Origin of the sequence: Allostigmatella hybrida (assembly GCF_020103775.1) — a bacterium.
Lineage (GTDB): Bacteria > Myxococcota > Myxococcia > Myxococcales > Myxococcaceae > Hyalangium > Hyalangium aurantiaca.
Window position 1 is genome coordinate 1 of record NZ_JAHXBH010000033.1, and the last position, 14,346, is coordinate 14,346.

12 protein-coding genes and 1 pseudogene are annotated in these 14,346 nt (G+C 67.1%); 8 read left to right on the plus strand and 5 right to left on the minus strand.

From position 1 onward, the window contains the following. The 4 genes and pseudogenes from KY661_RS32055 to KY661_RS32070 form a co-directional block, all read left to right on the plus strand. A pseudogene (locus KY661_RS32055) lies at nucleotides 1-317 on the plus strand (methyl-accepting chemotaxis protein); the annotation flags it as partial. Between the two features lie 440 nt (nucleotides 318-757). Beyond that, nucleotides 758-1,204 carry a hypothetical protein gene (locus KY661_RS32060; protein WP_225413822.1) on the plus strand — a complete coding sequence of 149 codons (447 nt, stop codon included), beginning with the start codon at nucleotides 758-760 and terminating at the stop codon, nucleotides 1,202-1,204. Nucleotides 1,205-1,215: 11 nt separating this feature from the next. Beyond that, nucleotides 1,216-1,698, plus strand: coding sequence for an SMI1/KNR4 family protein (locus KY661_RS32065; protein WP_317987318.1), 483 nt, complete (start codon nucleotides 1,216-1,218; stop codon nucleotides 1,696-1,698). Nucleotides 1,699-1,970: 272 nt separating this feature from the next. After that, the gene (locus tag KY661_RS32070; protein WP_225413824.1) at nucleotides 1,971-3,170 is read left to right on the plus strand and encodes an RAD23 family protein; all 1,200 of its coding nucleotides are present in this window, start codon (nucleotides 1,971-1,973) and stop codon (nucleotides 3,168-3,170) included. 4 nt (nucleotides 3,171-3,174) lie between these two features. On the opposite strand, the gene KY661_RS32075 is transcribed toward KY661_RS32070, so the two are convergent. From KY661_RS32075 to KY661_RS32085, 3 genes are read right to left on the minus strand one after another with little or no spacing between them, the layout of a single operon-like run. Further along, nucleotides 3,175-4,407 (minus strand): MFS transporter, encoded by a 1,233-nt coding sequence (locus KY661_RS32075; RefSeq protein WP_225413884.1) that lies wholly within the window; start codon nucleotides 4,405-4,407, stop codon nucleotides 3,175-3,177. Nucleotides 4,408-4,427: 20 nt separating this feature from the next. Next, nucleotides 4,428-5,156, minus strand: a complete 729-nt coding sequence (locus tag KY661_RS32080; protein WP_225413825.1) for a class I SAM-dependent methyltransferase — start codon at nucleotides 5,154-5,156, stop codon at nucleotides 4,428-4,430. A 24-nt stretch (nucleotides 5,157-5,180) separates the two neighbouring features. After that, complete coding sequence (locus tag KY661_RS32085) at nucleotides 5,181-5,591, minus strand: hypothetical protein (protein WP_225413826.1); 411 nt, start codon at nucleotides 5,589-5,591, stop codon at nucleotides 5,181-5,183. Between the two features lie 307 nt (nucleotides 5,592-5,898). On the opposite strand from KY661_RS32085, the gene KY661_RS32090 reads away from it, so the two are divergent. Together KY661_RS32090 and KY661_RS32095 are read left to right on the plus strand one after the other, a co-directional pair. Then, complete coding sequence (locus KY661_RS32090; RefSeq protein WP_225413827.1) at nucleotides 5,899-7,302, plus strand: NAD(P)/FAD-dependent oxidoreductase; 1,404 nt, start codon at nucleotides 5,899-5,901, stop codon at nucleotides 7,300-7,302. 127 nt (nucleotides 7,303-7,429) lie between these two features. After that, nucleotides 7,430-9,178, plus strand: a complete 1,749-nt coding sequence (locus tag KY661_RS32095; protein ID WP_225413828.1) for a choice-of-anchor A family protein — start codon at nucleotides 7,430-7,432, stop codon at nucleotides 9,176-9,178. A gap of 162 nt (nucleotides 9,179-9,340) precedes the next feature. Here KY661_RS32095 and KY661_RS32100 read toward each other — a convergent pair whose 3' ends face one another. Together KY661_RS32100 and KY661_RS32105 are read right to left on the minus strand one after the other, a co-directional pair. Continuing rightward, nucleotides 9,341-9,988 (minus strand): class I SAM-dependent methyltransferase, encoded by a 648-nt coding sequence (locus KY661_RS32100; RefSeq protein WP_225413829.1) that lies wholly within the window; start codon nucleotides 9,986-9,988, stop codon nucleotides 9,341-9,343. Between the two features lie 526 nt (nucleotides 9,989-10,514). After that, the gene (locus tag KY661_RS32105) at nucleotides 10,515-10,895 is read right to left on the minus strand and encodes a hypothetical protein (protein ID WP_225413830.1); all 381 of its coding nucleotides are present in this window, start codon (nucleotides 10,893-10,895) and stop codon (nucleotides 10,515-10,517) included. 191 nt (nucleotides 10,896-11,086) lie between these two features. On the opposite strand from KY661_RS32105, the gene ycaC reads away from it, so the two are divergent. Together ycaC and KY661_RS32115 are read left to right on the plus strand one after the other, a co-directional pair. Beyond that, nucleotides 11,087-11,722, plus strand: coding sequence for an isochorismate family cysteine hydrolase YcaC (ycaC, locus tag KY661_RS32110; RefSeq protein WP_225413831.1), 636 nt, complete (start codon nucleotides 11,087-11,089; stop codon nucleotides 11,720-11,722). A gap of 101 nt (nucleotides 11,723-11,823) precedes the next feature. Beyond that, on the plus strand, nucleotides 11,824-14,316 hold the full coding sequence (locus KY661_RS32115; protein ID WP_225413832.1) for a GH25 family lysozyme: 2,493 nt from the start codon (nucleotides 11,824-11,826) through the stop codon (nucleotides 14,314-14,316). Nucleotides 14,317-14,346: the final 30 nt, after the last annotated feature.

Consider the following 14,346-nt stretch of genomic DNA (forward strand, 5'->3'; position numbering starts at 1 on the left):
TGATGACGACGGAGGAGGGCACCAAGAGCGTGGCGACGGCCACCCGGGTGGTGGGCCAGGCGGGCGCTTCCATCCAGACGCTGGGGGAAATCCTGGCGCAGGCCTCGCTGACGGCGGCGCAGATCGCCGCGTCGGCCAACCAGCAGGCCACGGGCATTGGGCAGATCCGCCAGGCGATGCGGGACGTGAACCAGTCGGCGCAGCAGACGTTGGCCTCTACCCGGCAGACCGAGCGCGCGGTGCAGGATCTCAACACCATGGGGCTCAAGCTCAAGGGCCTGCTGAGCGAGTTTGGACGCGGCGCCTCACCGGGCTGAGTTGAGAGAGGTGTACGGACACATCCCGGCATCCTCGTGGTGAGGAGGATGATGGGAACGCTCACGGCCCTGCTCTTCGGTGGGCTGGCCGGGCTCGCCTGGAGCCGCCAGCCTCACGGAACAGGATTTTGAAAATGGCAGGGTGATTTTGTCTACGCCTGGCTACCTGAACTCGCTTGAGTTGCGGCTGTCGAGAGTTCGGTAGTGGAGAGGAGGGGAAAGCACTTGCATCCTGCGCGAGGTATGGTGGCTGGGTGGCGATGAGCAGAAAAGTGTTGGTGTGGGGCTTGGTGCTGCTGCCTTCCTTGTCTGGGAGTGGGGCGGCACCTGTTGCTCCGCCGCCCTCCCGGAAATGGGTTGGACCAACGTTTTCATTGCCAGGCGGTGGTAGCTCCCGGACGGTTTTCTATTACGGGCCATGGCAGTGTCGGCAAGAGTGGGTGGACGAATGTCGCGGCAAGTGCGAAGGGCAGAGCAATCCGTTCAAGGGTTGCATCTGGTTGGCTGATATCAAGGCAGACATTCAGGCCCGGTTCTTGGGGGCGCCTGTTTCCGCAGGCGGGCGTCTGGCGATCAAGCACTGCTGCTGTGACCGGCCTGTTGCAACAGATCAGGACAAGCGGCGCAGCAAGTGGGAAAATGCCGCGGATTCGTTCCGGCGGAAGTGGTCCCGCGAGTTTGGTGATTGGCCGAGAGAACCGGACGGCAGCAACTGGCCAGGGCATCACATCTGGGACATCAAGCATGGAGGAGACCCGGTCGCGGAGGGAAACGTGCTGCCAGTGCCACCTGATGTCCACAAAATCATCAACACGGCGTACCTTGCTTGCTACGCCGGGAAGGGCCATTGGGGCCAGCCTGGTCTTTACTGGCCTTACGCGGACTAGATATGACGCGAATGGCTCCTCTGCTTGAGGTGATAGACCGCTATCATTTCCCGAACCCGCCTGCGACGCTTGAGGAAATCGAGAGTTTTGAGCAGAGGGTGGGGTGGCGATTGGATTCTGAACTTCGCTCTTTTTATTTACGCTGCAATGGTGCGGAGTTGTTCCGAAGGCCCGATTCGCCTTACCGGTTCCGGCCATTGTCCCGGGTGCTGAGAGCGCGAGCCGACATGCGGGGTGAGGACAGCGACGAGTGGGGGCCAGCTTCTTGGTACGTGATTGCTGACCTCCATGAGAGTGATTGCGTCATTGTCGATGTGGGCGCTTCGCAGCATGGATGCTATCCCATCATAGATGGCTTCCACGAGGCGGACTTGGGGTCAGCGGATTGCCGACGTATTGCTGACTCCTTTGCGGAGTTCTTGGAGAAAGCGCTGAGCAGTGGAGGCAAGAAGTTCTGGCTGGATCCTCCTGATGCAGAAGAAGGGGGGAGTTGAAATGGAAGCCATGCCCCTCTTGTGGGGATGAGCCGGGCTTTACGACTGGCCAGGCTGTGAACTCACCCACTGGCGCGGGTCATGTCCTTCTTCGGGGTGGTGACAGTCGTCCCAGGGCTGATGAGTGTTGTCACCCCCTTTGTCGCCCTTGCCAGCATGTAACCCCCTGAAATCATGTGGGTCGCCTGGGCTTGGGGTGCGACATCGGCATGGCATGTGAGGTGCAGAAGGACAGGACATCACCTTTTCGCACCACGCCAGGGAGTGCCACCATGAAGACCTCGTTCGGCTCCAAGTTCTCCACCCGCTCCTTGAACCTGCCCTCGGCCAGCAGCCACACCCGTCCGCAGGCTCCCGCGCGCGCCTCCACGCTGCCCCCCTCGGCCAGCAGCCACACCCGTCCGCAGGCTCCCGCGCGCGCCTCCACGCTGCCCCCCTCGGCCCCCTCGCCGCTGTCCACCAAGCCCACCGCGGCCGCTCCGGGCGCGACGAACACCCCGGCGGCCCCCCAGGCCACGACTCCCCTGAAGCACCCGGGCATGCCCGAGGGCGCTCCTTCCTACAGCCCCTACTCGCAGAGCCACGGCCAGGCCGACAACCTGATGATCTCCGGCGGCGACAACAAGCTGACGGCGCCCCCGACCGCCAAGCAGAACATGTACGTCGACCGGCCGGGCAACCCCTACCAGAAGGATGTCTTCGGCGGCACGGTGAACGCCAACACGGGCTCGATGCAGGCCTCCACCACCCATCAGACCGGCGGCGGCGTGTTCCACCACTCGGCGGAGGCCTCCATCAACGGGCCGCAGGCGTCCTACCAGACGCAGGGCACGCACGCGGGGCGCTTCGGCATCTCCAGCGCCCAGCTCACCGCCGAGGCCAACGCGTTCCGGGCCAGCGGCCAGGCCGGCATCTCGGCCGACAGGAACAGCCACGCGTACACCGCCGCGCTGACGGGCAAGGCCGAGACGGGCGTGGGGGTGACGGGCAGCGTCAGCCACGACTTCAACCGGCACGCGGGCGGCTACCTCAAGGGCGAGGCCAAGGCCGGTGCCGGCGCCTACGCCGAGGCGGTGGCCTCGCTGGATCCGCGCACCGCCACCGCGATGCTCTCCGCCCAGGCCGGCGCGAGCGCCACGGCCGGTGTGTACGGCACGGCGGGTGGCCACCTGGGCCGGCTGCACGGCTCCGTCACCGGCGGCGCCGTGGCGGGCGTGGCGGCCCAGGCGGGCGGCAAGCTCGGGCTGGAGAACGGCTTCCTCAAGCACTCCGCGGACGTCAACGCCGCCATGGGCGTGGGCACGCACTTCAAGACCGACGCGGCGCTCGACGTGCGCCACCACATCAAGCCCGGCATCGCCGAGGGCCTGCGCCCGGGCATCGCCTCGGCGGCGGGCGTGGGCGTTCCGGGCGCCGCGCTGGCGCCCGAGCAGTCCGGGTTCGAGAAGTTCTTCACCAAGTTGGGCTGGTAATTCCTCAGGGCGCGGGAGGCGTGGCCGGCGGGCGTGGCCGGACGCGCATGAGCAGCACCACGGCCCCGGCCGCCAGCAGGGGAACCGCTCCCGTGGGGACCAGCGCCATCTGGGCGCTGGCGTGCCGCAGGAGCAGGGCCGTGAGCGCGCTGCCCACGCCGATGCCGAGCGCCCAGCACGCCCCGTACAGCGCGAAGCCCTCGGCCTGCCGGTCCGAGGGCAATGCCTGTTGAAGCAGGTAGGTGAGCAGTCCCACCAGCGGGGCCAGGAAGAGCCCGGCCGCGGCCAGCCACACCCCCAGCCCCAGGACGCTGTCCATCCACACGGTGGGCAGCAGCAAGCCCCCCCACAGCGCCAGGAAGACCAGGGCCCTGCCGAGGGCTCGCTGCGGGGAGGAGGGCCGCAGGAGGCTCGCGTGAACCAGGCCCCCCACGGCGCTCGTGACGGACAGCAGGGCGGAGAGGCCGCCCCACAGCTCCGCGCGGGAACCCAGCTCCACCAGCCGGGCCGGCAGGGCCGTGTCCACCGAGCCCCAGCCCACGCCGCACGCCACCACGCTCACGTAGACGAGCAGGGGCAGCCCCTGCAGCAAGGGCCGCAGCGACACCCGATCTCCAGGGAGGGTGGAGGAGGGGGGCGGCGCGCGCGGCGGCAGCCAGCGGTTGATGCCCAGGGCCAGCAGGGCCCCGGCGCCGATGACGCCCAGGGAGAGCGTCGGGTGCACCAGGGCCAGGGCGCCCACGAGCGGCGGCCCGCCGATCCACGCCACCTCGATGAGCACCGCGTCGATGGCGAAGGCCGGCGCCAGCCGGGCCGGGGGCAGCAGGGAGGGCAGCAGCGCGCGGTAGGCCCCCGCGACGCCCGCGGGGATGACGCCCAGCAGCAGCGAGAGCACCAGCAACACGGGCAGAGAGGCGCGCAGGGTGCCCGCGAGGGCCATCGCCCCGCACAGGAGGGCCTGCAGCAGCAGCGGGGTGCGCAGGGCGCCCGGCAGGGAGCGCCGGTCCATCTGCCGTCCACGGAAGGGCGAGGCCACGGCGGCGCCCACCGAGTAGGCGCTCGTCATCCAGGCGCCCGAGGCGAACGAGCCCAGGGCCGCCTCGCCCACCAGCAGCAGCGCGAAGGGCATCATCGCCCCGCCCAGCCGCGGGAAGAGCGAGGCCAGCACCCAGCGGCGCCAGCCTGGATCCGCCCACAGCGCGCGTTGGGCCCGCAGCCCGCTGTCCTCCTGCCCCATTCCGGACACGTGGCCGCTCCCTATCGCTGCGCGGAGACCAACAGGAACATGGGCCGGTCCTGCTCCTCGGCCATTTCAGGGTGCGCCGCGAGCTGCGCGCTGGAGGGGCCCCACTCCTCCACGTGCCGCAGGGTGAAGCCTTGCCGGATCAGCGTGTTCAATGTGGTCCCGAGCGTCCGGTGGTACTTGACCACCCCGTCCGCCAGCCAGCGCGTGGTGCGCTTCCCTTCGAGTTGATAGCTGTCGACGGGCCACGTGCGGTGCCCCTCGGGGCCGCGCATCCAGGCGGGCTGGCGCGAGGCCATGTAGATGGGATGCTCGGTGGAGAAGACAAAGCGTCCGCCGGGCACCAGCCCCCGGTGAATGGTGGCGAGGAGCCGAGGGAGCTCCTCGACGTAGTGCAGGGCCAGTGAGCTGAAGGCGAGCTCAAAGGCCCCTTCCGGAAGCGCCAGGTGCTCCAGGTCGGTCTGCTGGTAGGTGATGGCGTCGTCCGAAGTGACTGCCTTCGCGCGGGAGAGCATCTTCCCGGACACGTCCAATCCGAGCACGTGCGCGGCGCCGTGCTCCCGGGCCCAGCGGCAAAACCCGCCGAAGCCGCACCCGAGGTCGGCGATCCGGAGGCCCTGGACGTTGGGGAGCAGCGCCCGGAGGGAGGGCCACTCCGGGGCGCCGGCGAGGCCTTTCAGGGAGCGCGCGAGCTGGCTGTAGCCTTCGAAGAAGCCTGGATCATCGTAGATGTTCTGGCTCATGTCCCGCGGCCGCCCCTGGGGCTGTCAGAGCTTGGACTCGAGCAGCTTGCGGATGCTGTCCGTGCGCTGCTGGATGTCGTCCACGTTGGTGTGGGGTTTGTGATCCAGCACGAGCGTGCCCCCCTCGAAGGTGGCCATCCGGTCCCCGTAGATGATGTCCGTGCGGTTCTGGATCTCGATCTTCTTCAGCCCGCCCTTGAGCGCCTCCTTGCCCATGTCATCGACGGTGATGCCCTTGAGCGCCGCGATGAGCGGCTCGAAGTACACCTTCGGCCAGCACTCGTCATAGAGCTGCGTTTGTTCCTCCAGTGCCAGGGTGTCCCAGTGCACCGTCACCGGCACGCTGAAGCCCGCGGCCTCGTCGATGTCCTTCTTGAACTGGGGGAAGCGCTTGGTTTCGAACTCCTTGGCGGCTCTACGCTCGGCAAGTCCCATGGTTGTTCCTGACAAAGAGTGGATGGCCGCACGGCAGGCCACGCGGCGCGCCCGGCACGCTAACGCGGGCCTGGGCGGGTGGCTACCGAGTCACGGGTGATTTGACGGGCGAAGCGGGGGCGTTGCCGCCCACCGCGGAGGTCTTCGCGGCGGTGGCCGTGGATGCGCGTCAACGCGTGGGCTTGGCCTCTCCCCACCTGGATTCCGAGACCGCTGGGGTGCGGGGGATGCGGTGGATAGGCTCTGGCTGGCACGCCGTGGGGCAGGTCCTGCGCGGCCATGAGAAGCTCGGGGTATCCTCTCGGGCATGAGCAGCCAGCAGAAGTTCAAGAGGGCCGTCCTCATCGGCGGCGGTATCGCGGGCCTCCTCGGCGCGCGCGTCCTTTCGGACCACTTCGAGCAGGTGGTCCTCCTGGAGCGGGATCCACGTCCCACGGGCCCCGAGCCCCGCAAGGGCGCGCCCCAGGCCCGCCACATCCATGCCCTGCTGGGCGCGGGCGTGGAGACGCTCGATGCCTTCTTCCCGGGGCTCGTGCGGGAGCTGATCGCCGAGGGCGCGGTGCTCGTCGATATGGGGCGTGACGGCGCCCTGTTCCAGGCGGGCCAGTGGAAGCGGCGCTATGTCCTCGGCATCGAGACCGTGCTCTGCACCCGCGTCTTCCTGGAGTGGAAGATCCGCTGCCGCATCGCCGCGATTCCCAACGTGGAGATCCGCTATGAGACTTCCGCCGAGGCGCTGCTCTGGGACGAGGCGCGCACCCGCGTCACCGGCGTGCGGGTGAAGACGGGCGGCGCGGAGGAGACGCTCGAGGCGGACCTCGTCGTGGATGCCAGTGGGCGGGGCTCGCGCGCCTCACGCTGGCTGGAGCAGCTCGGCTATGAGCCCCCGCCGGTCGAGGAGGTGGGCATCGACCTGGCCTATTCCAGCCGCCTCTACGCGCCCCCCGAGGATGCCTCCCGGGATTGGAAGCTCCTCATCGTCTATCCCGATCCGCCCGCGAACTCCCGGGCGGGCATTGTCTCCAGCGTCGAAGGCGGGCGGTGGATCGTCACCCTCAGTGGCTACTTCGGTGACCATCCCCCCACGGATGAGGAGGGCTTCCTGGCGTTCACCCGGACGCTGTCCACGCCGCACGTGGCCGAGGCCCTCGCGCGGGCCCGGCCGCTCAGCGAGCCCGTCCGGCACAAGGTTCCCTCCAGCCGCTGGCTTCACTACGAGAAGCTGAAGCGCCTGCCCGAGTCCTTCATCCTCTTCGGCGACTCGGTGTGCGCCTTCAACCCCATCTACGGCCAGGGCATGTCGGTCATCAGCCTGTGCGCGCGGCTGCTCGGGGAGCAGCTCACGGCCCACACCCGCGCCTCGCCGGGCTCGCTCCACGGGTTCTCCCAGCGGTTCCAGCGCAAGCTGGCCGGCTTCCTCACCGTCCCCTGGAAGATCTCCACCACCATGGACCTGAAGTACCCGCAGACGCAGGGCCAGCGGTACTTTGGGATGAAGCTCGTGCACTGGGGCTTCGACGCCATGATTGGCCTGGCCGCCGTCACCGAGGAGACGGGCAAGCCGTTCTACGACATGCTGCACATGAAGCGCGGCGCCGAGGCCCTGATGTCCCCCGGGTACCTGGCGGCGCTCGTCGGCTATGGCCTGAAGCGCCGCTTCGCCTCGCGGGAGCCATCAGACGTATACCGGATGCCCCGCGCGCCGTCGTGACGGCCCGCCTCACCTCACCCCTTCTGGCCCAGCGCCTGAACCCCTTGAGCGAAAGGTTTTCTGCATAACTTTTCAGGCTGGGGACTCCTTCCCTCGGAGCACAACCTGTTCGGGAGAAGGAGGGGCAATGCATCACGGTTTGAAGGTGCTGTCGCTGGCGGTTACCGGGTTGCTGGTATCGGTGGGCTGTGGCGCTGAAGAAGGAGAGGCGCTTCAGTCCAACAAGCATTCCATCATCGCCGCCGCCGACGCGTGTGGTGACGGCAATCGCACCCAGGGCGAGCAGTGCGATGACGGCAACACCACGAACGGAGATGGCTGTAGCAGTGCTTGCATCGTGGAGAATGGGTTTCTCTGCACCGATGCCAATTTTTCCCTGGCGTACAATGAGCAGTGGCCAAAGACAACGCCCGCGCCGCGGTGGACGCTGTCCTCGGACGGTTTGACGCTGCGTCAGTCGGTCAACTCGGCCCCGGCCGTGTACATGACGAACCTGCCAGCGTCTGGCGCGGAGCTCGTCTTTGATCTGGCGGTGGAGACATCCGAGGACGACGACTTCATTGGATGGGTGGTGGCCTTCGACCAGGGCGATGCGACCAACCCGCAGGCCGAGTTCATGCTGTTCGACTGGAAGCAGGCCGATCAGAGGTTGAGCAGCGGCGAATGGGGGCTGGCGGGGCTGGCCATGAGCCGGGTCAAGGGCGTTGTCGTCCCTTCTGGGGAAGACGGTGTGGCCCCTTTCTGGGCTCATCTGGGGGCGTTCTCCGAGGAGGCGCGGGCCTTGACACTGGGCCGGAAGGGGTGGACGGACCGCGCCGTCTACCGGGTGAAGATGGAGTACGGGCTTTCGAGGGTCCGGGTGTGGGTCAACAACGAGCTGCAATTTGACCAGCAGGGGAGCTTTCCCGCGGGCAGGTTTGGGTTCTACACCAACTCTCAGCCAGGAAGCCGGTTCACCCTGATCAGCCCGGTCAAGGGCAGCATTTGTGGTCTGGATCCGGACGCGGATCCCGACGGCGATGGTGTGCCCACCGGCAATGATCCCAAGCCCTTCGATCCGTCCATCTGCGGCGATGCCAATGGTGACGGCATCGATGATTGCGCGCCTCAAGCGGACTGCATCGAGGTCCGCCTGGGGGAGTACAACCTCTTCCTGACCGGGGATTACACGGCGGGGACCGATGTGGAGGGGCGGGTGGCGGCCGGGGGGAATGTCTCGATGGAGAACTTCTCGGTGGGCTGGAGACTGCCTGACGGCCAGAGCGCCCAGGCCCTGGTCGCGGGTGGCAACCTGAGCCTGTCCAATGGTGGGGTTTGGGGCGATGCGTGGCATGGCGGAAGCTACACGCCTGGCGCTGGCGTGACGTTTGTCCGCGGCACGGTCTCTCAGGGAAACCCCATCGACTTCACGGCCCGGGGCGCCGCGCTGCGCAATCTGTCCCTGCGGCTCGCGGCCCTGGAGGTCAACGCGGCGACGGTCCTTGAGCCCTGGGGCGGCATCCTGCTGCGTGGCACGGCCCCTGACGTGAACGTGTTCGAGGTTCCCGCGAGCGCCTTCGCCGGCGCCAAGTTCCTGTCCATCGATGCCCCCGCGGGCGCCCTGGCGGTCATCAACATCGAGGGGACTTCCGCCTCGTTCTCGGGATTCGGCCACGCCTTCAGCGGAGGGATTGATCAACACGGTGTGCTCTACAACTTCGTGGATGCCTCCTCGATCACCGCCGCGGGCTACGGCTTCTGGGGAACCGTGCTCGCTCCCCTGGCACACGTGAACTTCTCCAACGGGAGCTTCGATGGCGGCATCTATGCCCGGTCGTTGACGGGCAACGCCGAGGGCCATCTGAACGCGTTGAACGACCGCGACATCTGCCCTTAGCGGTCTTCCGCTGAGGGAGCACAGGCAGGCGCAAGGGCGAGCATGGAAGTCCCCTGCGCCTGCCTATTCAAGTTTCCCTTGGTTCAGAGCGCCTAACAAAAGTCAGGTTTGAAGGGTCCGTCCCCTGGGGAGATCGGCCCAGTCCTTACTTTTATTAGGCGCTCAAGCATTGCCAGATGCCTTTCGCTTTGGCCGCTCAGCATCTTCCCTAACGCGTTTTCGATCGGCTGGCGCGGTGGGCGGGAGAACCTGGAGCCTGCCAGCGGTCCTTCTCGCCCCTGAGTCCCAGACAAACCACGCATATTCGATGCTGTCGGTCCCCTTTCCGGTGAAGGAAGGGCGGTCAGGCAGCACATAAACGTCCGGACAATGCTCCCGCATGAATGTATTTCGCTTGTTCGAAGCCAGGAAGTTGAGACGCAGTAGCATAGCCACATGGGTGGACAGTTCTAGGCAGTGCGCTACGAACTCCATCGCGTCCAGATAGGGAGGATTGGTGACGACCGCGTTGAACGGCCTTTTCGAATGCAGCGTTGCTGGCGGCCGGTAGTCCATGAAATCACCGATCTTGATCGACTCGATCCTCGGGAGTTTCCTGAGGAGGGGCTCGAACCGCTGCTGGATCTCCACCGCCGTCCACTGCACATCGGCCCGGTCGATGGTCGATATGATGGCTCCCTCGCCCGCGCAAGGCTCCAGCCAGTGCCCTCCCTTGAAGTGGACCGCCTCCATCAGCCGTCGCACCGCCCACGCCGGGGTCGGGTATTCGTCGAAGCCGGTTCGCCCAGCCCCTCGATTCGTAGAACTCATGTGAGGGGCGCATCCCAGCACATTCACCGCTACTTCTTGCACTTTTTCGGGATGGCGTGGTGACGACAGTATCAAGGTTCTTTTGTGGCCACTTCACTGCAAAGCGTGTAAGGCGTGCCATTGGGGGGATACCCCTGATCTTCCTCTTTTAAAGCGCGGCATCCTTCACACCAGCTGTGGATACCATCCGGATCATTCGCGGTGACACGGTGGACGGTCACACCGAACTCACCCAATTTCCGAAAGGCATGTTCCTTTAGTGTATTTCCAGAGCAGTTCGGGCAAGCCTTGTACTTGCCAAGTGGGCTGCTCACGCCTTTCCGAAGAGTTCTCTTGCAATGCTTACACTCAAGACCAGCGCCAGGAAGGGTCATGGCCAAAGCATAGCATGGGCTTCCGGTGATCTGAATCCTACTCAAATGTGCAGCATCACCTGATAGCCATGACTTGAGCGTCTAACAAATGTAAGTTCTGTAGCCTTCTCCTGAGGGGAACTTCCCCTCCGAAGGGCTTTTGTTAGGCGCTCTCATGGGAAGGCCGCGCAGCTGGCCGTGTTCGGCATGCAGTAGGGCTGGGTGATGCGCTCCGAGGAGTAGTAGTACCCCGGGCAGCAGCGGTAGCCCGAGTTGCATGAGCCCAGGACCAGCGGCTCCGGCGTCGCGGCGTCCTTCGTGCCCAGCGACTCGACCTCGATGGGGGGCGCGCCGCACAGGGGCCGACAGGCGCCCTTCACGCAGGTATTCCCCGTGGGACACTGGTAGTCCGGCGTGCAGGGATACAGGGCCTGCTTCTGGCTCTGGAGCCCTTCGTCGGCGGGGGCCGGGTCTGTCATGTCCCCACAGCCCATCAGCGTGCCCAACGCGAACATCACCACTGCCCCAAGACCACGGGCCATCATCTGCCGCATGAGATGCCTCCAAGGGATGACTTCACCCGGAGGCTATCACGCTGCGTCTCGCAGTGGAGGGGGCGGGGATTGTCCCATCCATGGAACAGTGCATGCACAGCGGGCGTCTTCTGGGAATGGGGGCTTGGGGCTATCTCTTCTTCATCGGCAGCCGGGCAGCCCGCCCGCTCCGCAACCCCAAGGATACAACCATGAGCACGCCCTACCGCCGCCTCGACCTCAACAACGCCGCCGTGCTGATGGTGGACCACCAGGCGGGCCTGCTGTCGCTGGTCCGTGACTTCAACCCGGATCAGTTCAAGAACAACGTGCTGGCCCTGGCGGACCTCGCCGCCTTCTTCAAGCTGCCGGTGGTGCTGACCACCAGCTTCGAGGACGGCCCCAACGGCCCGCTCATCCCCGAGCTGAAGGCGAAGTTCCCGGACGCGCCCTTCATCCCGCGCCCGGGGCAGATCAACGCCTGGGACAACGAGGACTTCGTCAAGGCGGTGAAGGCCACCGGGCGCAAGCAGCTCCTCATCGCCGGCGTGGTGACCGAGGTGTGCGTGGCCTTCCCGGCGCTGTCGGCCCTGGCGGAGGACTTCGAGGTGTTCGTGGTGACCGATGCCTCGGGCACCTTCAACGAGGTGTCGCGCGACGCCTCGTGGGACCGGATGTCCCAGGCCGGCGCCCAGCTCATGACGTGGTTCGGGGTGGCCTGCGAGCTGCAGCGCGACTGGCGCCGGGACGTGGAGGGCCTGGGCGCGCTGCTCTCCAACCACATCCCCGACTACCGCAACCTCATGAGCAGCTACAACACGTTCAAGGCGCGCAAGGCCACCCCGTGATGTGACGGCGCTCCTCCCGGTACCGGAAACAGGCGAAACATCCTTTCTGGATTTTCAGATAATGGGATTCGCCTTCTTTCCCGGATTCACCGAGGAGCCGCATGAACCGTCGCACCCCTTCGAAGCGCCTCTTGCGAGGGCTCACCTCGCTCTGCGTGACATGGATCTTGAGCCTGGGAGGCCTGACCGGCTGTGGGGAGCCGGGCCCGGAGGGCCTCGAGGTCCAGGAGGTTCCTTCCACCGCGCAAGAGGTGACGGTCCTCGCCGCACCGTCGAACGTGCAGGCGTTCTACGCGGAGAGCCGGTGGACCTCCCGCTTTGGCGTCACGGGGCCCTACTATGGCCCCGCGGGCCACCGGGGACACGACATCGCCGCCGGGGCCGGCACGGCGATTCCCGCGCTGCGCTCCGGCACCGTGCGCCGCGTCCAGTACTCCCCCATCGTCGGGCACACCATCGCCATCGAGTCCGCGCCCGGGGACTTCTCCGGGTATGACCACGTCATCCGCACCCGCGTGTCCGTGGGCGACTTTGTCCAGCAGGGGGACATCATCGCCTACGTGGCGGGCGCTGGGGATGATCATGGCTCGGCGTGGTCCGGAGCGCACCTCCACCTCACCCGGGGCTCCACGGATCGCTGCGTGTTCGGCGAGAGCGTGAGCGATCCCGCGCCCCTCATCCGCAACGTGCTCGGCACGGGCTCTGGCGGAGGCACGGGGCCCGGGGGCGGCTCCGGCGGCATCCAAGTCAGCGTCGAGGAGGGAAAGATTCTTCAGCGCGTCGCCCAGCGCGGGGGCTACACGGGCCCGGTGGACGGCGCGCTCGGCGTCAACTCGTGGAAGGGCGTGCAGACCGTCATCAAGGCCGAGGGCTATTACACGGGCCCGGTCGATGGCGTCCCGGGGGAGCTGACGTGGAAGGGCGTCCAGCGGCTCGCCCAGCGCGGCGGGTACACGGGCCCCGTGGATGGTTTCCCGGGGCCGAATACCTACGCGGGGCTCAACAACTGGCTCGCGCAGTCTCCGGGCACCCCGCCCCCGTCAGGCATGCAGGGCGTCTACGGCATCGATGTGGGCACCACCCAGCGGGATCTCGACTTCAACGCCGTTCGCAGCGCCGGGTACCAGTTCGCCATCGTCAAGGCGGGCGGCTCCAACGTCTCGCCCATCTACGTCGCGCCGTACTACGCCCAGCAGGTGGCCCGGGCCCGCGCGGCCGGACTCCTCGTCGGGCACTACTGGATGGCGGGCTCCACCACCCCCGCCAATGACGCCCAGTACTTCGTGGATCATCTCTATGACTACCGCGCCGGGGATCTCCTGGTGCTCGACAACGAGGCCATCGACAACGGCATCTTCTGGAATGACGCCATGACCGCCGTCTTCATGCAGGCGGTGAAGAACCGCCTGGGCAAGGCCCCGTTCCTGTACACCTATTCGAGCCTGCTCACGGCCAACACCTGGACCCAGACGAAGGCCGTGGGCTCCAAGCTGTGGATTGCCCACTACACGGGCACGCCGGGCAACCCGAACATCGGCTCGGCCTTCCCCGCGTGGGACATTCACCAGTACACCTCCTCCGGCAACCAGAACGGCATCCCGCTCGACCTGAACGTCGCCAAGCTGTCCGCGTTCGCGGGCCTCGCCCAGCCGCCGCTCGGCGTGACGGCACCCCCGGTCACCGCCATCCCCGGTGGGGGCTCGGGCGGCGGCGGTGGAAGCGCTCCGGCCATCACCGTGGAGCAGGGCCGCATCCTGCAGACGCTGGCGCGCCGGGGCGGCTACACCGGGCCCATCGATGGCGTGCCGGGTACCCAAACCTGGCTCGGCGTGCAGAAGGTCCTGCGCGAGCTGGGCTACTACGAGGGCCCCGCTGACGGCGTTCCAGGCCTCAACACCTACAAGGGCTTGCAGTTGCTCGCCCAGGACGGTGGCTACACGGGGCCCATCGATGGCATCCCCGGGCCCAACACGTATGCCGGCATCCAGGCGTATCTGAATGGCACTTCCGGCGGGGTGCCGCCCGTCAGCAACGCGCAGAGCGTGACGCTGCAGCGGATTGCCAAGGCGGGCGGGTACACCGGTGCCGTGGACGGCGTCCCGGGCGCGAACACGTGGAAGGGGTTCCAGCAGGTCCTCACCGGCTATGGCTACTCGGGGCCGGTGGATGGCGCGATGGGCTCCAACTCGTGGATGGCGCTCCAGCGCTTCGCCGCCCAGGGCGGCTACACGGGCCCCATCGACGGCGCCATGGGCACCAACGGCTGGAAGGGCGTGCAGACCGTGCTGAAGGGCTTTGGCTACACGGGCCCCGTGGATGGCGTCATGGGAACGAACTCGTACGCCGCGCTCCAGCGCGTGGCGCGCCTGGGCGGGTACATGGGGCCCATCGATGGCGCCATGGGGGTGAACTCGTGGAAGGGCGTGCAGACCTTCCTGAGCGGCACCGGGTACACGGGCCCCGTGGACGGCGTGCCGGGAACGAACACCTACAAGGCGCTCCAGGCCCTGGCGGCCCGGGGCGGCTACGCGGGCCCGCTCGACGGCATCCCCGGAAGCAACACGTACGCGGGGCTGGCGAACCTCCTGGACTGAGTCCGCCTCACGCCGCGGCCGGAAGCGGTC

Coding starts and splice junctions, on each gene's coding strand:
- KY661_RS32090 (WP_225413827.1), top strand. CDS start 5,899: ATGAGCAGCCAGCAGAAGTTCAAGAGGGCCGTCCTCATCGGCGGCGGT.
- KY661_RS32075 (WP_225413884.1), bottom strand. CDS start 4,407: ATGGGGCAGGAGGACAGCGGGCTGCGGGCCCAACGCGCGCTGTGGGCG.
- KY661_RS32095 (WP_225413828.1), top strand. CDS start 7,430: ATGCATCACGGTTTGAAGGTGCTGTCGCTGGCGGTTACCGGGTTGCTG.
- KY661_RS32115 (WP_225413832.1), top strand. CDS start 11,824: ATGAACCGTCGCACCCCTTCGAAGCGCCTCTTGCGAGGGCTCACCTCG.
- ycaC (WP_225413831.1), top strand. CDS start 11,087: ATGAGCACGCCCTACCGCCGCCTCGACCTCAACAACGCCGCCGTGCTG.
- KY661_RS32065 (WP_317987318.1), top strand. CDS start 1,216: ATGGCTCCTCTGCTTGAGGTGATAGACCGCTATCATTTCCCGAACCCG.
- KY661_RS32080 (WP_225413825.1), bottom strand. CDS start 5,156: ATGAGCCAGAACATCTACGATGATCCAGGCTTCTTCGAAGGCTACAGC.
- KY661_RS32100 (WP_225413829.1), bottom strand. CDS start 9,988: ATGAGTTCTACGAATCGAGGGGCTGGGCGAACCGGCTTCGACGAATAC.
- KY661_RS32105 (WP_225413830.1), bottom strand. CDS start 10,895: ATGCGGCAGATGATGGCCCGTGGTCTTGGGGCAGTGGTGATGTTCGCG.
- KY661_RS32085 (WP_225413826.1), bottom strand. CDS start 5,591: ATGGGACTTGCCGAGCGTAGAGCCGCCAAGGAGTTCGAAACCAAGCGC.
- KY661_RS32070 (WP_225413824.1), top strand. CDS start 1,971: ATGAAGACCTCGTTCGGCTCCAAGTTCTCCACCCGCTCCTTGAACCTG.